Consider the following 18,197-nt stretch of genomic DNA (forward strand, 5'->3'; position numbering starts at 1 on the left):
GTGCCCCATGGCCCGCGCCGTCCCGGCCCTGGACTTGTGATCGCATCATCACCAGTTTAAGAGGCCAAGTGATGTTCACAACAAGGAATGCAACCATGGCCATCGAACGCGCCATTCTGGCGGGCGGCTGCTTCTGGGGCATGCAGGACCTGATCCGCAAGGTGCCGGGCGTCGTGGGCACCCGCGTCGGCTATACCGGCGGCGATCTTGCCAACGCCACCTATAAGGACGTGAAGACCGGCCGCACCGGCCATACCGAGGCCATCGAGATCAGCTTCGATCCCGAGCATCTCAGCTATCGCCGCCTGCTGGAATTCTTCTTCCAGATCCACGACCCGACCACGGCCAATCGCCAGGGCAATGATATCGGCAGCCAGTACCGCTCCGCCATCTTCGTGGAAAACGCCGCCCAGGCCGAAACCGCCCGCCATGTGAAGGCGGAGGTGGAGGAAAGCGGCCGCTGGCCCGGCAAGGTGGTCACGGAAATCACCGATGCCGGCCCGTTCTGGGAAGCGGAGGATTTCCACCAGGATTACCTGGAGCGCACGCCCAACGGCTATACCTGCCACTGGGTGCGGCCGGACTGGGTGCTGGATGGTCGGTGATGCCAACGGGGTGGACCTACCGGTCCGCCCCGCCATACCACAGGCCGATGCTGACCGGACCGGCGCCGCTGTCGCGCAAATAGGCCGTCCAGAAGTCCTGGATGCGGTTTTCCATCGGGCGCGGCAGCGCCTTGCGGCCCGGTTCATGCGACCGGCCGAAGCCGAACATGTCCACCTGCACATGGTCCAGCGGCGCCAGCAGCCGCTGTTCCGTGACGGCGCGCAGGTTGCGGGCCGGTGGCTGTTCCGACAGGGCGGTGAAGGACAACACCTGGGAATGCTCCAGCAGGTCGGAGAAGACGATCATCCGCTTCAGCCCCTGCGGCTTGTAGGTGCGGCCGACCCCGTCGATGGTGCGCAGGATCTCCGACCTTGGATAGGATCGCTTCTCCTTCAGCATGCCGACCAGCACCTGGGCCAGGCGTCGCCGGAAATCCCGGTTCTCAGCCTTGGCCAATGTGGGCTTGCAGGTCGCCATGATCCAGTCGGTCAGGCCACCACCATCCGGGCAGCCGGGCACGCATTCCTCGAACATGCGGGCGGATGCGGCATGGTCGTCGGTGATGGTGTGGACCACCAGCCGGTCGCCGGTCTTCAGCTCCCCCACGAACCGGTCCAGCCCGGCCACCAGGATGTCGATATCCTGCTGGTCATAGGCCGTGGTGCGATCGACCAGCAGGGCCACGGTACCCGTGCCCAGCTTGCAGTAATCCTGCCGCGCCGCCAGTGCCCCCGGCGCCAGACCCAGCAGCAGCGTGAAGGCCAGGAGAAGCGCCCGCTCCCTCATCCGCGCACGGCCCGCTGTACCTGGGCGCTGATCTGCAGCGCCGAGGGAATGTCACGCAGGCAGGCGGGCGTGCCGTCGCCACGGGCGCGCAGATTGCCGATACGGTAATTGATCAGGCGGTTATGGCTGGTCATGCCGACCTGCCGCAGGCTCTGTTCATAATCGGCGGCCGATGCCTTCTGCTGGGCCTGGGTTTCAGCGATATCCTTCTCCAGCCGTTCGATCTGGCGATTCAGCGCCGCGATCATGTCGTCATATTTACGCGCGACCTGCACGCGCTGCTTATTGTAATCGCCCTCCCGCTTCGTGACCTGCCGGCGCGCCTTCTCCGCCCGCCGCGACAGGCGCTCATAATCGGGATGCGGGTCATGGCGGACGAAGGAGGCGACGACACCCACCGTCAGGATGACCAGATTGATGACCAGCAGGGTCCAGCCGGCCGATCCCAGCTCGACATTCGTCACCTGGGTCGCGGTGACCGTCAGGTCGCCCTGGCGCAGCAGGTCGGCGAAGGAACTGCTGGTATCGCTCTCCAGCAGGCGCAGGAAATGCTCACGCACGGCGGCAATGAAATAGACCAGCGTCCCCGACAGGCCAATCAGAATGCCAGCCCCCAGATAATAGGAGAGCCGTGCCCGCATCGTCTCCTGCCCGCTGGCCTGGCGCAGCCACAGCCCGATGAAATGCGCGAACAGGGCCAGCACCCCGCCGATGACCAGCGAGATGAACAGCGACAGCAGCGGCGTTTCCTGGAAGAAGAACTCGAACGCCATGCGGTTGACCGGCACTTCGGCCAAGCAGACCAGCAGCATCAGGAACGGGTAGACCCAGACCAGCGACACACGCAGCGGCCGGGCCAGTTCCGCCTCCAGCTTGCCAGATGCCGCCACGGCCTCGGTGCGCCGTTCCACCAGATCGCGGAATTCGGGACTGTCGGGGCCCAGCTTGTGCGACAGGTCGTGCAGGGCCCGCTGCCGCTCGTCTTGCAGGCCGGTGCGGCGGTTGACCAGTTCCTCGTCGCGCTCCTTGACCTTCTGGCGTTCGCCCGCCTCCAGCTCGGCCAGATGGGCCTGGCGGGCCTTCTCATAGGCGGCGAAATCGGCGGTCACCTGGGCCAGGACCTGGTCCTGCACCGGGTTCTGGGTCGCGTCCAGGGGCGGGAAATTCTTCTCCCCATCGCGCGCACCCTTGGCCTCGTCGGCCCGGCGCTCGCTGTCGCTATAGGCAAGGTGCCGGCCGATATGCATCTCGGCAAGCTGCTTCACGCGGTTGGCCATGCTGGTCCTCTACCGGTCGAGGTGCTGCGCACCTTCATCCCAGATCAGCATTCCATTTCGATTGCAGGGTCGCAAGGGTGCGACGAGGGGAAAGGGAGCCATTTCCGGCAAGGGCGGCGAGGCCTTCGGTCATGATTTCGCCGGGATTGGGGGGGGGGCGGATGGTGTGCGGCCGGCTCGTTAGGAGACTGTGGCCTGCTCTTCACGGTACCTGGCGTTCAATTTGCCATAACGGTCGCAATCCCTTCGTTAACCAGGGTCTTGCGTGCCTGCTGCGCGGATACGGTCGCTTTGCGGGTATATTCCGTCAAAGCATCCTTGATGGCCTCGAACTGGGTCTTGGTAATCCTGGACCTCCGATATCCTAGCGTCCATGGAACGATACCATTGCAGGCGCCCTACGTCATCCGCGTGGAAAATCAAAAAAGGGGGAGGCCCGGTTGCCCCGGCCTCCCCCTTTCAATCCTTAACCGCGAACGGTCGATCAGCCGGCTTCGGCCTGACGCTCGGCGCGCTTGCGCTCGTTCGGGTCCAGCAGCTTCTTGCGCAGGCGGATGGACTTCGGCGTCACTTCCACCAGCTCGTCGTCCTGGATGTAGGCCAGGGCCTTTTCCAGCGCCATGCGGATGGGCGGCGTCAGGACGACGGCTTCATCCTTGCTGGTGGTGCGGATGTTGGTCAGCTTCTTGCCCTTCTGGACATTGACCTCAAGGTCGTTCTCGCGGGTGTGCTCACCCACGATCATGCCCTCATAGACCTTCCAGCCGGGCTCGATCATCATCGGGCCGCGATCTTCCAGGTTCCAAAGGGCATAGGCCACGGCCTCACCCTCGGCATTGGAGATCAGCACGCCATTGCGGCGGCCGGGGATCGTGCCCTTGTAAGGGGCATAATCGTGGAACAGCCGGTTGATGACGCCGGTGCCACGCGTGTCGGTCAGGAACTCGCCCTGATAGCCGATCAGGCCGCGCGACGGCACATGGAACACCAGGCGGAGCTTGCCGGCGCCCGACGGACGCATTTCCAGCATCTCGCCCTTGCGCTCGGCGATCTTCTGGACGACGACGCCGGAGAATTCCTCGTCCACGTCGACGACGACTTCCTCGATCGGCTCCAGGCGCTGGCCGTTGGCGTCGGTCTTCATCACCACGCGCGGACGGCTGATCGACAGCTCGAAGCCCTCGCGGCGCATCGTCTCGATCAGGATGCCCAGCTGCAATTCACCGCGGCCGGCAACCTCGAACGCGTCGGCGCTCTCGGTCTCGCGGATGCGCAGGGCGACGTTGCCTTCGGCTTCACGCATCAGGCGGTCGCGGATCATGCGGCTGGTGACCTTGTCGCCTTCGCGACCGGCCAGGGGGCTGTCATTGACCGAGAAGGTCATGGCCAGCGTCGGCGGATCGATCGGCTGGGCCGGCAGGGCGGTATCGACGCTCATCTCGACGATGCTGTCGGCGACCGTGGTCTTCACCAGGCCGGCAATGGCGACGATGTCACCGGCCTGCGCCTCGTCAACCGGCACGCGCTCCAGGCCGCGGAAGGCCAGGACCTTGGACGCACGGCCCTGCTCGATCAGCTTGCCGTCGCGCGACAGCGACTTGATCGACATGTTGGTCTTGACGCGGCCGGACTGGATGCGGCCCGTCAAGATACGGCCCAGATACGGGTTGGCTTCCAGGGTGGTGGCCAGCATGGTGAACGGCTCGTCCACGCTGCCGACCTTGGGCGCCGGGACGTGGTTGACCACCAGCTCGAACAGCGGGGTCAGGTCCTTGCGCTCATCCTTCAGGTCGGTGACGGCCCAGCCGTTGCGGCCCGAGGCGAACAGCGTGGGGAAGTCGAGCTGCTCGTCGCTGGCGTCCAGGCTGGCGAACAGGTCGAAAATCTCGTTATGCACTTCGTCGGGGCGGGCGTCCTGGCGGTCGATCTTGTTGACGATGACCATCGGGCGCATGCCCAGCTTCAGGGCCTTGCCCAGCACGAACTTGGTCTGCGGCAGCGGGCCTTCGGCGCTATCCACCAACAGGCAGACACCGTCCACCATGTTCAGGATACGCTCCACCTCACCGCCGAAATCGGCGTGGCCCGGCGTGTCGACGATGTTGATGCGGACGTCGTTCCAGACGACGGACGTGCACTTGGCCAGGATCGTGATGCCGCGCTCACGCTCCAGGTCGTTGCTGTCCATCGCGCGTTCGGCGACCTGCTGGTTCTCACGGAAAGTGCCGGACTGCTTCAACAGCATGTCCACCAGAGTGGTCTTGCCGTGGTCGACGTGGGCGATGATGGCGATGTTGCGCAATTGCATGGTACGGTCCTGCGTGCCTGGTGCTGGTCGCGCGCCGCCCAATAGACCAGGTCCGCCGGATCGGGGTTCGCGCATGAAAAACGCCCGGCCACCCTGTTGCGCCGCTTGAGGGCGGGAACTGGGTGGCCGGGCTGTTATCGCGGCGCAATATAATTGGTTCGCACCGCATCGGGTAGGGTGCAGAAGGTGGGGCAGCCCTGCGTTTGGACAGACGAAGTTAATATTCCCGCAAGGACTTGTGCCTATCCCATGGCCTAACACCAAAGCGCCGGGGCCTTACCCCTGGAAAGCCGACCCCGCCCCATGCCACCATGCCGGCAACCGGGGGAGGATAATGAGCCAAGGCAGATGGCGTATCTGGATGTTGTCGGCGGCCGCCATGCTGGCCGCATCGCAAACCCATGCCCAGGAAACGAAATACGAAGTGTCGATCCATGGGGTGGAGGACCAGCCCGACCTGTCCCGCCTGCTGCATGAGGTGTCGAGCCTGATCGAGCTGAAGGACCAGCCGCCACCCAGCCCCATCGGCCTGGGCCGCCGCGCCGATGCCGACCTGGACAGGTTCCGCGCCGCCCTGCGCTCCGAAGGCTATTACGACGCCATCGTCAATGCCGAGATCGACGTCGATGTGGTGCCCGCCAAGGTGCTGATCCTGGTGGAGGAAGGGGCGCGTTACAAGATCACCCGCGTGGCCCTGTCGGGGCCGGACGGCGCCCCCCTGCCCAAGGGCGCACCGCTGGCCGATGCGCTGGGCCTGAATATCGGGTCGCCGGCCCGCGCGCCCGCCGTGGTCGATGCCGAGGGCCGCATCCTGCCGCGGCTGGCCGAACAGAGCTATGCCTATGCCAGGCTGCTGGACCGCCAGCTGGCGGTGGACCACGCGGTGCAGGGCATGGACGTCACCTATATGGTCAATCCGGGCCCGTCGGTGACGTTTGGGGACGTGACCTTCAACGGGCTGGACGAGGTATCGCAACGTGCGGCGCGCCGCCGCCTGCCCTGGCGCACGGGCGATATCTATCACCCCGCCGCCATGGAAGAGGGCCGCGAGGCCCTGGCCAATCTGGGCGTCTTCTCCTCCGTCCGGTTGCGGCTGGCGGATGAGCCGACGGCGGACAACCGGGCCCCGGTCATCGTCGATCTGGCTGAGCGCGAGATGAATTATGTCGGATTCGGCACCGATTACGGCACAGAGGACGGGTTTGGCGCCAATGCCTATTGGGGCGACCGCAACCTGATGGGCAATGCGGAGAAGCTGCGCGTGGACGCGTCCGTCGCCGGCATCGCACGTCGCGGGGAGACCAGTGCCAGTGATTTCGACTACCGCCTGGCCAGCACCTATCAGCAGCCCGACTTCCTGTCGCGGCGCCAGTCCCTCAACCTGTCGGCCGAGGCCCTGTCGGAACGGCCCGATGCCTATCGCCGCAAGGCCTTGGTGGTGACGGCGGCAGTGGAGCGGCAGCTGGCCAAGGGGCTGAAGGCCAGCCTGGGCGTCACCGCCGAACAGTCGCATATCGAAGAGAATACCCAGACGACCAGGAATACCCTGGTCGGCCTTCCCGCCGCCATCACCTGGGACAAGTCGAACAATCTGCTGAACCCCACCAAGGGCTTCCGCCTGTCAGGCGCGGTGACCCCCTATCTGGCGGCCCTGGGCGACAGCAGCAGCTTCACCATCGCGCGCGTCGGCGGCAGCGGCTATTTCGACTTCAGCGACAATGGCAAATATGTCGCGGCCCTGCGCGGGGTCTATGGCGCGGTCATCGGCGGCGGGCTGCTGGACGTGCCGGCCGACAAGCGCTTCTTTGCCGGCGGCGGCGGGTCCATCCGCGGCTATGGCTATCAGGAGGTCGGGCCGCGCGACGCGGAGGGCGAGCCGCTGGGCGGTGTGTCGCTGCTGGAGATGTCAGCCGAAATGCGGGTGATGGTGACGGATGAGATCGGCATCGTGCCCTTCATCGATGCCGGCAATGTCTATACGACGGAATATCCCAAGCTGGGCCAGGGGCTGCGCTATGCCGCCGGCATCGGCGGCCGTTACCTGACGGTGATCGGCCCCATCCGCCTGGACGTGGCCGTGCCGCTGAACAAGCGCGACGGGGACAAGTCGTTCCAGTTCTACATCTCCATCGGCCAGGCCTTCTGAGGGGATGGAGATGGACAAGACGACGAACCTGCGCTCCGTCCTGATCTGGATCGCCGCCGGGCTGGCGGGACTGGTGGCCCTGGTGGTGGTGCTGGCCGTGTCGGCCGGCATCTGGCTGGCCACGCCATCGGGCCGCGATTTCGTGCTGGCCCAGGCGAAAAGCACTGTGCCGGGGCTGGTGGTAGAGGGGGCGGACGGGTCGGTCTTCGACCTGAAACTCGCCCGCCTGACCCTGGCGGATGCCAACGGCGTCTGGCTGACCGTGACCGACGCGCATCTGGCCTGGAACCCCTGGGCCCTGTTCTCCCGCAGCCTCCGCATCGAAACCCTAACCGCCGCCACGGTGGACGTGGCGCGCCAGCCCCTGCCGCAGCCGGAGGACCCCAACGATACCGGTGCGCTGCCCCGGCTGCCGGTTTCCATCAATGTCGCGACGCTGGCGCTGGACCGGGTGACGCTGGGGGCGGCGCTGCTGGGCGGCAGCCCGGCCGTGCTGACCGTGGCCGGGCAGGCAAAACTGCCGGCCGGTGAACTGGGCGGGGCTGGAACGCTGGACATCCGGCGCATCGACGAAAGACCCGGTACCCTGACCATCGCCGGTGCCTATGTGCCCGGCCACCGCCTGACCCTGGCGGTGGAAGCCACGGAGCAGGGCAACGGATTGCTGGCGGAGATGCTGGACATTCCCGGCCGCCCGCCCGTGACCCTGACCCTGAAGGGTGAGGGGCCGCTGACCGACTGGACCGGGAGCGCCACGGCCAAGGCCGGCGACGCCGCCGATGCCAGAGCCGAATTCCGCATCCGCCCGTCGGGATCGAAGCTGACTTTCGGCCTGGACCTGTCGGGCAATATGCAGGCACTGCTGCCCCCCTCCATCCGGCCGCTGATCGGGCCCGACCTGCGCATCGGGGCGGGTGGCCTGATCGATCCTGGCGTGAAGCTGGCACTGGATGGGGTGGGCATCAGTGCGGCCTTCGGCAAGATCTCCGGCGGTGGCGCCTTCGACATCAAGACCCGCGCCATCAATATCGGCGCCTGGGTGGAACTGCCCGACGGCGCCATCCTGGCCCCGATGACGGCGCCGGCCAGCCTGGGTGCGGCACGCGGCAGCATCACGCTGACGGGCACCCCGGAGGCGCCGCAGGTGGCCACCGACCTGACCCTGGACAATGTCGCCCTGCCCGACCTGCTGCTGAAAAGCCTGGGCGTGAAGCTGACGGCCAAAGGGCGCGACACGGTGGAGATCATCGGCGACGTCCGGATGCAGGGCGCTTCCGGCCCGCTGGCCGCCCTGACCGGGCCCACGGCCGATCTGGCCGCGGAACTGACCGTCACACCGGCCAAGGGCGGCATCAATATCGCCAAGGCCGGCTTCATCGGCAGTGCAGTGTCGGCCACGGCCAGCGGGGCGCTGACCGGCTGGGGCCGTGATGGCGAACTGGCCCTGACCCTGTCGGCCCGCGATCTGGCGCCCCTGTCGGGACTGGCGGGGCGCACGCTGGCCGGGTCCCTGGCGGTGGAGGGCAAGCTGCGCCGCACGGGCGGGCAGACGGCGTTGGTGGTGGAGGGCGAAGGCAAGGAGCTGGCGGCCGGCATCCCGGCCCTGGACCCGCTGCTGATCGGCACCACGGCGATTTTTGCCGATGTCGGCCTGGGCGAGGAGTTGGTGCTGCGCCGCCTGTCGCTGACCAATCCGCGCCTGAAGGTCGGGGGCGAGGGACGCTATGGTCCCAAGGGCATCACCGCCGATCTGGCGGCGGAGGTGGCGGACCTATCCCCTCTTTCCCCCGCGCTCGGTGTCCAGATCGCCGGTGCCGTCACCGCCCGGCTGAAAAGCCTGTCGGCCGATACGCTGTTGCTGGAGATGGCGGGCGATGGGCTGGTGGTGGATGGATTGCATCTGGTCGATACCAAGCTGGATGCGCAGATGGAAGGCCTGCCCAGGGCGCCCAAGGGCCATGTGGCCCTGGAAAGCAGCCTGAACGGCCAGCGCATCGCGCTGGGTAGCGGTCTGACCCAGAACGGATCAACCCTGTCGCTGACCGGGATCGAGGCGGTGATCGGCCTGAACAGGATCGCAGGCGACCTGACCCTGGACACCACCACGGGTCTGGCCAGTGGCGAGTTGTCCGGCACCGTACCGGATCTGGGCATCCTGGCCTTCATCGCCGGCGACGAGGTCTGGGGCAATGGCACGCTGTCGGTGGCGCTTTCCCATGCCAATGGCCAGCAATCGGCCAATGTGACGGCCGATTTCAAGGAATTGTGGCGGCGCTGGCACGGGCAGAAGGTGGCGGCCATCCATCTGGCCGCCCGACTGGACGGGGCGGGCAAAACGCCCAGCGTCGATGCCGGCTTCACCATCAGCGGCATCGATGCCGGTACCCTGGACCTGGAGACGATCAAGGGCTCGGCCAAAGGGCCGCTGTCGGCCGTGGCGCTGGGCTTCGACCTGTCGGGCAAGCGTGGATCGTCGCCCGTGCGTCTTGCCATGCAGGGGCAATTGGCCACGGGCGCGAAGGATGGCATCACCCGCCTGGGCCTGGGCAGCCTGTCGGGCGCCTATGCCGATACGGAATTCCGGCTGGCCAGTCCCGCCAACCTCTCCTTCGGCAATGGTGTCGTGGGGGTGCAGGGTCTGGTGCTGCTGGCCGGCGATGCGCGGCTGGCGGTGAATGCCGACCTGTCGCCCAGGGGGCTGGACGGGCAGGTAACGCTGGCCAGACTGCCCTTGACCTGGGTGCGGCTGATCGATCCGACCCTGACGCTTTATGGCCATCTGGACGGCACGGCCAGCCTGTCGGGCACTTTGGCCGATCCACGGGGCAATCTGAACCTGAAACTGTCGGAATTCGCCCTGGCGCCGCAGGTGCTGAAGGGTCCGTCACCGCTGGGCGCCACCCTGACCGCCGATTGGCAGAAGGGGCGCGTGGCGCTTGCCGCCCGCATCGACAGTGCGGGATCGGGCGTGGGCCTGTCGGGCCGGGCCGACCTGCCGCTGGAGATGCAGGGGGCGGTCACCAATATCGTCCTGCCCACCGATAAGCCCATCAGCGGCCGGCTGGAGGGCAATCTGGCGCTGCGCCGGCTGAACGACCTGCTGGCCACCAGCGGCGACCGGCTGGGCGGGCAGATGGTGATGGACCTCACCCTGGGCGGCACCCTGGCCGCGCGGGAACTGACCGGCACCGTGACGCTGGACAATGCCCGCTATGAGAACCAGCGCTGGGGCACGCTGATCACCGACATCCAGGCCGTGCTGAAGGGCGACCCCCACGGCCTGGCCATCGAGAAGTTCGAGGGCAAGACTCCCGGCGGCGGTACCGTTGCCCTGGCCGGCAGCGTCGGCTTCCGCCCCGAACTGGGCGACAGACAGATCGACCTGCGGCTGAGCGCCAACAAGGCCAAGCTGGCCGGCATCGACATGGTGGAGGCCTTCGCCGGCGCCGACATCACGGTGACCGGCAAACCCAGCGACATGACCATCGCCGGCCGTGTCGACGTGGCCAACGCCCATATCCGCATCCCCGACAAGCTGCCGCCCACGGTGGTGGAGGTGAAGGTCATCGAGATCAACCATCCCCGCCGGGTGGCCCCACCGGGTGCCGTCAGCAGTGCCGATGCCAAGCCGGCGGGGACGGAGGCGCCGTCGGTGGTCGTCATCCGCCTGAATATCGATGTGGAGGCACCCAACCAGATCTATATCGGTGGGCGCGGGCTGGATGCGGAACTGAAGGCCTCGCTCAAGCTGCGCGGCACCACCGACACGCCGCTGCTGTCGGGCAATGTCGCCCTGGTGAAGGGCGAGATGGGACTGCTGGGCCAGACCTTCGCGCTGAGCCGGGCCAACATCACCTTCCTGGGCGATGGCAGTTTCGATCCCTCCCTGGATGTGGAGGCGCAGACCCAGCGCGGCGACCTGACCGCCATCGTCGCCGTCACCGGCCGCCCGTCCAAACCGACCGTCAAGCTGTCGTCCCAGCCGCCTTATCCGGAGGATGAGGTGCTGGCCCGGCTGCTGTTCAACCGCGGTGCCGGGCAGCTGTCGGCGCTGGAGGCGGTGCAGCTGGCGCAGTCGGCAGCCCAACTGTCCGGCCTGTTCGGCGGCGGCCCCGGCTTCGTGGACAATGTGAAGCGCTCGCTGGGCGTGGACCGGCTGGAATTCCGGGGCAGCGAGGATGGGTCCGGGGCCGGCACGGTCGCCGCCGGCCGCTATATCGGCGACAATATCTATATCGGCGTGGAGCAGGAACTGGGGACGGGCCAGAGCAAGGCCACGGTGGAATATGGCATCACCGACCATATCAAGGCCCGCGGCGAGGTCGGCACCGAGAGCAAGGTCGGCGTGCAGTTCCAGTGGGATTATTGAGGGGCAATGATGTTTCTCCCTCTGCCGTTAAGCGGAAGAGGGAGAAACATCATTCCCGCCGGAACACCAGCGTCAGATTGTTGGCCGGCATCGCAATCACCACCGGTTCCTTGAACCCGTGCCCGGCGGCGAGGGCCGTCACCGCCTCCAGATCGCGTACGCCCCAGGCAGGGTTGCGGGCCCGCAGGTCGGCGTCGAAGGCGGCGTTGCTGTCGGCGGTGTGCGCCCCGCCCTGCTTGTAGGGACCGTAAAGGCACAGCGGCGCACGGGGCCGCAGCAGCCGGCCCGCCCCGGCAAACAGGCCCAGCGCCGCCGACCAGGGGGCGATATGGATCATGTTGACGCACAGGATGGCGTCGGGCGCCAGGTCGGGCCAGGTGGCGGGATCGGCGGCATCCAGGGCCAGCGGCGGACGAATGTTGGCCGCCCCCCCTGTCCAGGCGCGGATGCTGGCGCGGGCGGCCGCGTCGGGATCGCTGGGCTGCAGGGTCAGGTCGGGCAGGTTTTCCGCCAGGAAAAGGGCGTGCTCCCCGCTGCCGCTGGCGATTTCCAGCAGCAGGCCGGTGGCCGGCAGGTGGGGGCGCAACGCATCGAGCAGCGGCTGTCGGTTGCGCGCCGTGGCGGGCGCATGGCGTTTCTCATCGATCATCTTCGGCCCATCGGCAATGATGTTGTGGGGCAGCCCTCTGGCCGGCGCATGTCGGCTGATACCATGGAAGCTGTTGCACCGGCTGCGCGGATTGTCTACCTCTCCCACTGGTAACCCCCATTACCGTGCGCGGCAGTTTGTTGGAGTTCGGGCATGCCCTACGTCGTTACCGAGGCCTGCATCAAGTGCAAGTACACCGATTGCGTGGAAGTCTGTCCCGTGGACTGCTTCTACGAGGGTGAAAATACACTGGTCATCCATCCCGACGAATGCATCGATTGCGGCGTGTGCGAGCCGGAATGCCCGGCGGAAGCCATCCTGCCTGACACCGACCCGCGGGCCGAACAGTGGCTGGCCATGAACCGCGAATATTCCGCGCAGTGGCCGGTGATCAACCGCCGCAAGGACGCGCTGCCCGACGCCGACGCCTGGAAGGGCGTGCCCGACAAGTTCGCCCAGCATTTCAGCCCCAAGCCGGCCAAGTAATCGGCTTAAAACCAGTGGCACCGGGGTGTTTCCCCGGTGCCGTCGGGGAAGTGGCGGTCCAGATATTGACCGTTGATTAGGAAGATTCCGCCCCGCCCATGCGATGGGCGCATGACCGACATAACGCGCCTTGCGCGGAACCAAGGGCGAACACCGCGTTCCGCCTCTGTCATGTTGGCGTAACATCGACTATATTCAGTTCAGCGAGGATCGGCACGGCGCCCGTGATTGTGGCTTGATGTGCCGACCGCTTTCGCCATCGCAGCGTTTTGAGTGAGCAGTCCCGCCGCCTGTGCGGTCGGGGCTCCAGTCATTTTTGTTCCCCTGGGTGCCTGTCGCCCGCGCGGAAGAAGAGAGCAACCGAACATGTCCGAAAGCCTAGATTTCACCACCGGGGATCACGTCGTCTATCCGGCCCATGGGGTCGGCCAGATCATCGGGATCGAGACCCACAGCATCGCCGAGATGAGCGTGACGCTGTACGCCATCCAGTTCGAAAAGGAACGGATGACGCTGAAGGTCCCCGTGGCGAAGGCCAAGGCCTCCGGCCTGCGTCGCCTGTCCACCAAGGACCGGATCAAGGCCGCCATGGAGACCCTGCAGGGCCCCAGCAAGATCAAGCGCATCATGTGGAGCCGCCGCGCCCAGGAATATGAGGCGAAGATCAATTCCGGCGATCCGGTCTCCATCGCGGAGGTCGTGCGCGACCTGTATCGTGGCGAAGACCAGTCCGATCAGTCCTACAGCGAGCGGCAGATCTATCATGCCGCGCTGGAGCGTCTGGCCCGCGAACTGGCCGTGGTCGAGATGATCGACGAGCGCAAGGCCACCGAGAAGCTGGAAGCCGTGCTGAGCAAGGCTGCCTGACCCAACGGCGTAAGCCGTGAGGAACAGGGTGGTACTGCCACAAGATCAAGCATCCCGCTGTTAAAATGGTGGGGTATTTAGTATGAAAGGGGCGTTCACACGTTGAACGCCCCTTTTTTTGCACTGCCGCACCGCCTACACTGTCCGGGCGAGAAAGAACCTGCCAGGTCCCGTATGTCGGATGATCGCAAATACGCTTTGCTGGGCCGCCCACGCCGCGTGTGGGCGGTGGGAGCGGTGCATGGCGAGGCGACGCGGCTGGCGGCCCTGCATGATGATGTCGGCAAGCGCTTCCAGCCCGGTGACCGGCTGGTCTATCTGGGCAACATGATCGGGCGCGGCACCGCGGTGCGCGAGACGGTGGAGGAACTGCTGTCCTTCCGCCGCCATATCCTGGCCATGCGCGGCGTCGTGGTCACCGACATCACCTATCTGCGCGGCGGGCAGGAGGAGATGTGGCACAAGCTGCTTCAGCTGCAGTTCGCGCCCGACCCGGCGGCCGTGCTGAAATGGATGGTCGACCAGGGGCTGGAGGCGACGCTGGCCGCCTATGGTGGCAATGCCCAGCATGGGCTGGCCTCGGCCCGCGACGGGGCGGTGACGCTGGCCCGCTGGACGGCGGAACTGCGCGCCGCCATCCGCACCGCGCCGGGCCATGACAATCTGCTGAATGCGGTGCGGCGCTGCGCCTATACCAGTGCGGCGGATGGCAGCCCGACGGAGCTGCTGTTCGTCAATGCCGGGCTGGACCCGGCCAAGCCGCTGCATATGCAGGCCGACATCTTCTGGTGGGGCGGCAACAGCTTCGCCCGCATTGCCGAGCCCTATAACGGCTTCCGCCGCGTCGTGCGCGGCTATGACCCTGCGCATGGGCCGGGCCCGACCGTCACCGACTTCACCGCCAGCCTGGATGGCGGGGCCGGGTTCGGCGGACGGCTGATCTGCGCCTGCTTCGCGCCGGACGGGCGGCTGCTGGAACTGGTGGAAGCCTGACGCTGGACGTCGGCGCCAGCCAAGGCTAAGCATGGGGTCGGAACATCAACCGACGGGACACATCCCATGCACTTCATCCTGGAATGTCACGACAAGGACGGCGGCCTGGACTTGCGCCTGGCCACGCGGGCGGAGCATCTGGCCTATCTCGAGAGCCAGATGGCCCACATCATCATCGCCGGCCCCCTGCTGGATGACGCCGGTGAGAAGCCGGTGGGCAGCCTGCTGGTCCTGGACTTCGCCGACAAGGCCGCCGCCGAGGCCTTCGCCGCCGCCGATCCCTATGCCAAGGCCGGTTTGTTCAAGTCGGTCAGCATCCGTCCGTATCGCAAGGTTTTGCCGTAAGGCCGGCGACTTCCGGCCCGCACCTGAGGAACAAAGGGAAGAAACAGCTATGGCCTACTGGCTGGTGAAGTCCGAACCCTTCAAGTATGCCTGGGACAAGTTCGTCGCCGATGGCCGCACCCATTGGGATGGCGTGCGCAACCATCAGGCGGCGCTGAACCTGAAGAGCATGAAGGTCGGCGACCGCGCCTTCTTCTATCATTCCAATGAGGGGCTGGAGATCGTCGGCGTGGCCGAGATCGTCAGGGAAGCCTATCCGGACCCGTCCGATCCGGCCGGCCGCTTCGTCATGGTCGACCTGGCGCCCGTGGCTCCAGTGAAGAATCCGGTGACGCTGAAGCAGATGAAGGCCGATCCCGCCCTGGCCGACATGCAGTTGCTCCGCCAGTCGCGCCTGTCCGTCTGCCCCGTCACCGATGCCCAATGGACGCATATCTGCGCCCTGGCCGGGGTCGCGGCATGAGCCGACATGTCCTGTGCCGGGTGGAGGAGATTCCCGACGGCACGGCACGCGGCTTCGACTGGCCCAAGGGTGAGGCGAAGGTGAAGATCCTGGTGGCCCGCAGGGGCAATCAGGTCTTCGGCTATCGCAATTCCTGCCCGCATGTCGGGGTGCCGTTGGAAATGGACCCGGACGATTTCATGAGCATCGACGGCCGCTATCTCCAGTGCAGCACGCACGGCGCCCAGTTCCGGGTGGAGGATGGCATGTGCATCATCGGCCCCTGTGCGGGCCGGCCGTTGCGGGCGGTGCCGCTCAGCGTGACGGATGGGCTCGTGGCGGTCGGGGAGTAGGCCTTTTCATATTCCTCAGTCGCCGGCGCCCACATCCGTGGGCTTGGCTACGCCGCATGAGCGGCGCTGCGGCAGTCGCCGCCGGACATCGACGGCCATTCCTGATGACCGTCGATGTCACCCCGCCTTGCGCATGATTTCTTCAAAGCTTCCCGCCGCCGCGTCAATGCGCCGCGACAAGCTGCGCGCCGCGGCCGCAGCCTCGCCAAATCCCGTACCGCCCGTCGGCACGACCGACAGCAGCAGGTTCAGCGTCATCAGGCTGGTGCGCGTACCCAACTGCGCCAGATCGTTTCCGACGGGGCCCATACCGTCCCCCTTGGGAATCATCCCGCTCATGCCCCCGCCCGCCCCGTTCGATGAAACCGGGGTAATCATACCATGCTGTGCAAGTCCCCGCACGCGGTATGGCGGGACGATGTTTGTCCAGGAAAAACCGTTGAATGCGTCGAAATGACCGCACGACGAATGTACATGTTCCAAACAGGCCGGCCGATGCTTACATAACATTGCGCAAGCGATCGGGACCGACAGGCGCGGATGACACCGCCGCCGGCACAGGGGTCCCGGCAGAGATAAAGGCCGCCGACAGGCACGGCCCGCCAACCCTTGGGAGAAACAACGCCATGAGCAGCCCTTCGTTCTTTCCCGTAACGGAAGAGGTGGCCGGCAGGGCCCTGGTCGATGCGGCCAAATACACATCCATGTACGAACAGTCGGTCAACGACCCGGATGGTTTCTGGGCCGAGCATGGCAAGCGTATCGACTGGTTCACGCCCTATACCAAGGTGAAGAACACCAGCTTTGAGGGCAATGTCGATATCCGCTGGTTCGAGGATGGCACCACCAACGTCGCCTATAACTGCATCGACCGGCATCTGGCCACCCGCGGCGACCAGACAGCCATCATCTGGGAAGGCGACAACCCCGAAGAGAGCGCCCACATCACCTATCGCGAACTGCATGAGAAGGTGGGCCGCCTGGCCAACGTGCTGAAGGCACAGGGTGTGCAGAAGGGCGACCGCGTCACCATCTACCTGCCGATGATCCCGGAAGCCGCCTATGCCATGCTGGCCTGTGCACGGGTGGGGGCGGTCCATTCCATCGTGTTCGGCGGCTTCTCCCCCGACAGCCTGTATGACCGCATCGTCGATTGCGACAGCAAGCTGGTGATCACCGCCGATGAAGGTCTGCGCGGCGGGCGCAAGGTGCCGTTGAAGGCCAATGTCGACAAGGCGCTGGAAAAGGCGCCGGGCGTCACCTCCGTCATCGTGGTCAAGCGCACCGGCGGGGCCGTCGGCTGGAAGGAGGGCCGCGACCATTGGTACCATGAGGAGACTGCCAAGGTTTCCGCCGACAACGCCCCGGAGGTGATGGGCGCGGAAGACCCGCTGTTCATCCTCTACACCTCCGGCTCGACCGGCAAGCCCAAGGGCGTGCTGCACACCACCGGCGGCTATCTGGTCTATGCGTCGATGACGCACCAGTATGTGTTCGACTATCACGAGGGCGACATCTACTGGTGCACGGCCGATGTCGGCTGGGTCACGGGCCACAGCTATATCGTCTATGGCCCGCTGGCCAATGGCGCCACCACCCTGATGTTCGAGGGCATTCCCAACTACCCCAGCACCAGCCGGTTCTGGGAAGTCATCGACAAGCACAAGGTCAACATCTTCTACACCGCCCCCACCGCCATCCGCGCCCTGATGCGCGAGGGCGAGGGCCCGGTGAAGAAGACCAGCCGCCAAAGCCTGCGCCTGCTGGGCTCGGTGGGCGAGCCGATCAATCCAGAGGCCTGGCTCTGGTATCACAGCGTGGTCGGCGATGGCCGCTGCCCCATTGTCGATACCTGGTGGCAGACGGAAACCGGCGGCATCCTGATCACCCCGCTGCCGGGCGCCATCGGCCAAAAGCCGGGTTCGGCCACCCTGCCCTTCTTCGGCGTCCAGCCGCAGGTGGTGGATAATGAAGACACCGTCCTGGACGGCGCCACGGAGGGCAACCTGTGCATCGTGGATAGCTGGCCGGGCCAGATGCGCACGGTGTTCGGTGACCATGAACGCTTCATCCAGACCTATTTCAGCACCTTCAAAGGCAAGTACTTTACCGGTGACGGCTGCCGCCGGGACGAGGATGGCTATTACTGGATCACCGGCCGCGTCGATGACGTGATCAACGTGTCGGGCCACCGGCTGGGCACGGCGGAGATCGAAAGCGCCCTGGTCGCCCATCCCAAGGTGGCCGAGGCGGCGGTAGTGGGCTATCCGCACGACCTGAAGGGCCAGGGCATCTATGCCTATGTGACGCTGAACGCCGGGGAGGATCCGACGGAGGAACTGCGCAAGGAGCTGGTCACCTGGGTGCGCAAGGAAATCGGCCCGATCGCCACACCGGACCTGATCCAATGGGCACCGGGCCTGCCCAAGACAAGGTCGGGCAAGATCATGCGCCGCATCCTGCGCAAGATCGCCGCCAACGAGCATGAGGCGCTGGGCGATACCAGCACGCTGGCCGACCCCAATGTGGTCAACGACCTGGTCAACAGCCGCATGAACCGCAGCTGAGTG

Annotated in this window: 15 protein-coding genes; 10 read left to right on the forward strand and 5 right to left on the reverse strand. The window is 66.1% G+C overall.

What is annotated here, in order from left to right:
* Window positions 1-95 precede the first annotated feature (95 nt).
* Entirely contained in the window at window positions 96-605 is a 510-nt protein-coding gene (gene msrA / locus AC1Q7F_RS22420) for a peptide-methionine (S)-S-oxide reductase MsrA (protein ID WP_492510763.1), read from the forward strand.
* Window positions 606-621: 16 nt separating this feature from the next.
* Here the strand turns inward: msrA and AC1Q7F_RS22425 are convergent, their stop codons facing one another.
* The 3 genes from AC1Q7F_RS22425 to typA form a co-directional block, all read right to left on the reverse strand.
* Window positions 622-1,392: a hypothetical protein gene (locus AC1Q7F_RS22425; protein WP_492510764.1), complete on the reverse strand. Its 771-nt coding sequence runs from the start codon at window positions 1,390-1,392 to the stop codon at window positions 622-624.
* Window positions 1,389-2,669, reverse strand: coding sequence for a hypothetical protein (locus tag AC1Q7F_RS22430; protein ID WP_492510765.1), 1,281 nt, complete (start codon window positions 2,667-2,669; stop codon window positions 1,389-1,391). Before AC1Q7F_RS22430 ends, AC1Q7F_RS22425 begins: the two co-directional genes overlap by 4 nt.
* A gap of 484 nt (window positions 2,670-3,153) precedes the next feature.
* On the reverse strand, window positions 3,154-4,977 hold the full coding sequence (gene typA, locus AC1Q7F_RS22435) for a translational GTPase TypA (protein ID WP_492510766.1): 1,824 nt from the start codon (window positions 4,975-4,977) through the stop codon (window positions 3,154-3,156).
* Window positions 4,978-5,311: 334 nt separating this feature from the next.
* Between typA and AC1Q7F_RS22440 the strand changes: the two genes are divergently transcribed.
* Both AC1Q7F_RS22440 and AC1Q7F_RS22445 read left to right on the forward strand, forming a co-directional pair.
* A complete protein-coding gene (locus AC1Q7F_RS22440; RefSeq protein WP_492510767.1) occupies window positions 5,312-7,123 on the forward strand; it encodes an autotransporter assembly complex protein TamA in 1,812 nt (603 codons plus the stop codon).
* Between the two features lie 10 nt (window positions 7,124-7,133).
* Window positions 7,134-11,492 carry a translocation/assembly module TamB domain-containing protein gene (locus tag AC1Q7F_RS22445; RefSeq protein WP_492510768.1) on the forward strand — a complete coding sequence of 1,453 codons (4,359 nt, stop codon included), beginning with the start codon at window positions 7,134-7,136 and terminating at the stop codon, window positions 11,490-11,492.
* Between the two features lie 49 nt (window positions 11,493-11,541).
* Here the strand turns inward: AC1Q7F_RS22445 and AC1Q7F_RS22450 are convergent, their stop codons facing one another.
* Window positions 11,542-12,141 (reverse strand): DUF938 domain-containing protein, encoded by a 600-nt coding sequence (locus AC1Q7F_RS22450; protein ID WP_492510769.1) that lies wholly within the window; start codon window positions 12,139-12,141, stop codon window positions 11,542-11,544.
* 153 nt (window positions 12,142-12,294) lie between these two features.
* On the opposite strand from AC1Q7F_RS22450, the gene fdxA reads away from it, so the two are divergent.
* The 6 genes from fdxA (at window position 12,295) to AC1Q7F_RS22480 (ending at window position 15,627) form a co-directional block, all read left to right on the forward strand.
* The gene (gene fdxA / locus AC1Q7F_RS22455; RefSeq protein WP_492510770.1) at window positions 12,295-12,627 is read left to right on the forward strand and encodes a ferredoxin FdxA; all 333 of its coding nucleotides are present in this window, start codon (window positions 12,295-12,297) and stop codon (window positions 12,625-12,627) included.
* A gap of 366 nt (window positions 12,628-12,993) precedes the next feature.
* The gene (locus AC1Q7F_RS22460; RefSeq protein ID WP_492510771.1) at window positions 12,994-13,494 is read left to right on the forward strand and encodes a CarD family transcriptional regulator; all 501 of its coding nucleotides are present in this window, start codon (window positions 12,994-12,996) and stop codon (window positions 13,492-13,494) included.
* 174 nt (window positions 13,495-13,668) lie between these two features.
* Entirely contained in the window at window positions 13,669-14,487 is an 819-nt protein-coding gene (locus tag AC1Q7F_RS22465; RefSeq protein WP_492510772.1) for a hypothetical protein, read from the forward strand.
* 66 nt (window positions 14,488-14,553) lie between these two features.
* Window positions 14,554-14,832, forward strand: coding sequence for a YciI family protein (locus tag AC1Q7F_RS22470; RefSeq protein ID WP_492510773.1), 279 nt, complete (start codon window positions 14,554-14,556; stop codon window positions 14,830-14,832).
* 49 nt (window positions 14,833-14,881) lie between these two features.
* A complete protein-coding gene (locus AC1Q7F_RS22475) occupies window positions 14,882-15,295 on the forward strand; it encodes an EVE domain-containing protein (RefSeq protein ID WP_492510774.1) in 414 nt (137 codons plus the stop codon).
* On the forward strand, window positions 15,292-15,627 hold the full coding sequence (locus tag AC1Q7F_RS22480) for a Rieske (2Fe-2S) protein (RefSeq protein WP_492510775.1): 336 nt from the start codon (window positions 15,292-15,294) through the stop codon (window positions 15,625-15,627). The genes AC1Q7F_RS22475 and AC1Q7F_RS22480 overlap by 4 nt, the downstream gene beginning before the upstream one ends.
* 117 nt (window positions 15,628-15,744) lie before the next feature.
* Here the strand turns inward: AC1Q7F_RS22480 and AC1Q7F_RS22485 are convergent, their stop codons facing one another.
* Window positions 15,745-15,966, reverse strand: coding sequence for a hypothetical protein (locus tag AC1Q7F_RS22485; protein WP_492510776.1), 222 nt, complete (start codon window positions 15,964-15,966; stop codon window positions 15,745-15,747).
* 287 nt (window positions 15,967-16,253) lie between these two features.
* Between AC1Q7F_RS22485 and acs the strand changes: the two genes are divergently transcribed.
* Window positions 16,254-18,194 carry an acetate--CoA ligase gene (gene acs, locus AC1Q7F_RS22490; RefSeq protein ID WP_492510777.1) on the forward strand — a complete coding sequence of 647 codons (1,941 nt, stop codon included), beginning with the start codon at window positions 16,254-16,256 and terminating at the stop codon, window positions 18,192-18,194.
* The last annotated feature ends 3 nt before the right edge of the window (window positions 18,195-18,197 follow it).

The sequence above is a fragment of the Niveispirillum sp. GW835-FHT14G11 genome (assembly GCF_058793615.1).

Bases quoted from the DNA above. Each gene is read 5' to 3' on its own strand.
- AC1Q7F_RS22425 (WP_492510764.1), bottom strand. From the start codon at position 1,392: ATGAGGGAGCGGGCGCTTCTCCTGGCCTTCACGCTGCTGCTGGGTCTG.
- AC1Q7F_RS22475 (WP_492510774.1), top strand. From the start codon at position 14,882: ATGGCCTACTGGCTGGTGAAGTCCGAACCCTTCAAGTATGCCTGGGAC.
- acs (WP_492510777.1), top strand. From the start codon at position 16,254: ATGAGCAGCCCTTCGTTCTTTCCCGTAACGGAAGAGGTGGCCGGCAGG.
- AC1Q7F_RS22440 (WP_492510767.1), top strand. From the start codon at position 5,312: ATGAGCCAAGGCAGATGGCGTATCTGGATGTTGTCGGCGGCCGCCATG.
- typA (WP_492510766.1), bottom strand. From the start codon at position 4,977: ATGCAATTGCGCAACATCGCCATCATCGCCCACGTCGACCACGGCAAG.
- AC1Q7F_RS22480 (WP_492510775.1), top strand. From the start codon at position 15,292: ATGAGCCGACATGTCCTGTGCCGGGTGGAGGAGATTCCCGACGGCACG.
- AC1Q7F_RS22450 (WP_492510769.1), bottom strand. From the start codon at position 12,141: ATGATCGATGAGAAACGCCATGCGCCCGCCACGGCGCGCAACCGACAG.
- fdxA (WP_492510770.1), top strand. From the start codon at position 12,295: ATGCCCTACGTCGTTACCGAGGCCTGCATCAAGTGCAAGTACACCGAT.
- AC1Q7F_RS22465 (WP_492510772.1), top strand. From the start codon at position 13,669: ATGTCGGATGATCGCAAATACGCTTTGCTGGGCCGCCCACGCCGCGTG.
- AC1Q7F_RS22485 (WP_492510776.1), bottom strand. From the start codon at position 15,966: ATGAGCGGGATGATTCCCAAGGGGGACGGTATGGGCCCCGTCGGAAAC.
- msrA (WP_492510763.1), top strand. From the start codon at position 96: ATGGCCATCGAACGCGCCATTCTGGCGGGCGGCTGCTTCTGGGGCATG.
- AC1Q7F_RS22470 (WP_492510773.1), top strand. From the start codon at position 14,554: ATGCACTTCATCCTGGAATGTCACGACAAGGACGGCGGCCTGGACTTG.
- AC1Q7F_RS22445 (WP_492510768.1), top strand. From the start codon at position 7,134: ATGGACAAGACGACGAACCTGCGCTCCGTCCTGATCTGGATCGCCGCC.
- AC1Q7F_RS22460 (WP_492510771.1), top strand. From the start codon at position 12,994: ATGTCCGAAAGCCTAGATTTCACCACCGGGGATCACGTCGTCTATCCG.
- AC1Q7F_RS22430 (WP_492510765.1), bottom strand. From the start codon at position 2,669: ATGGCCAACCGCGTGAAGCAGCTTGCCGAGATGCATATCGGCCGGCAC.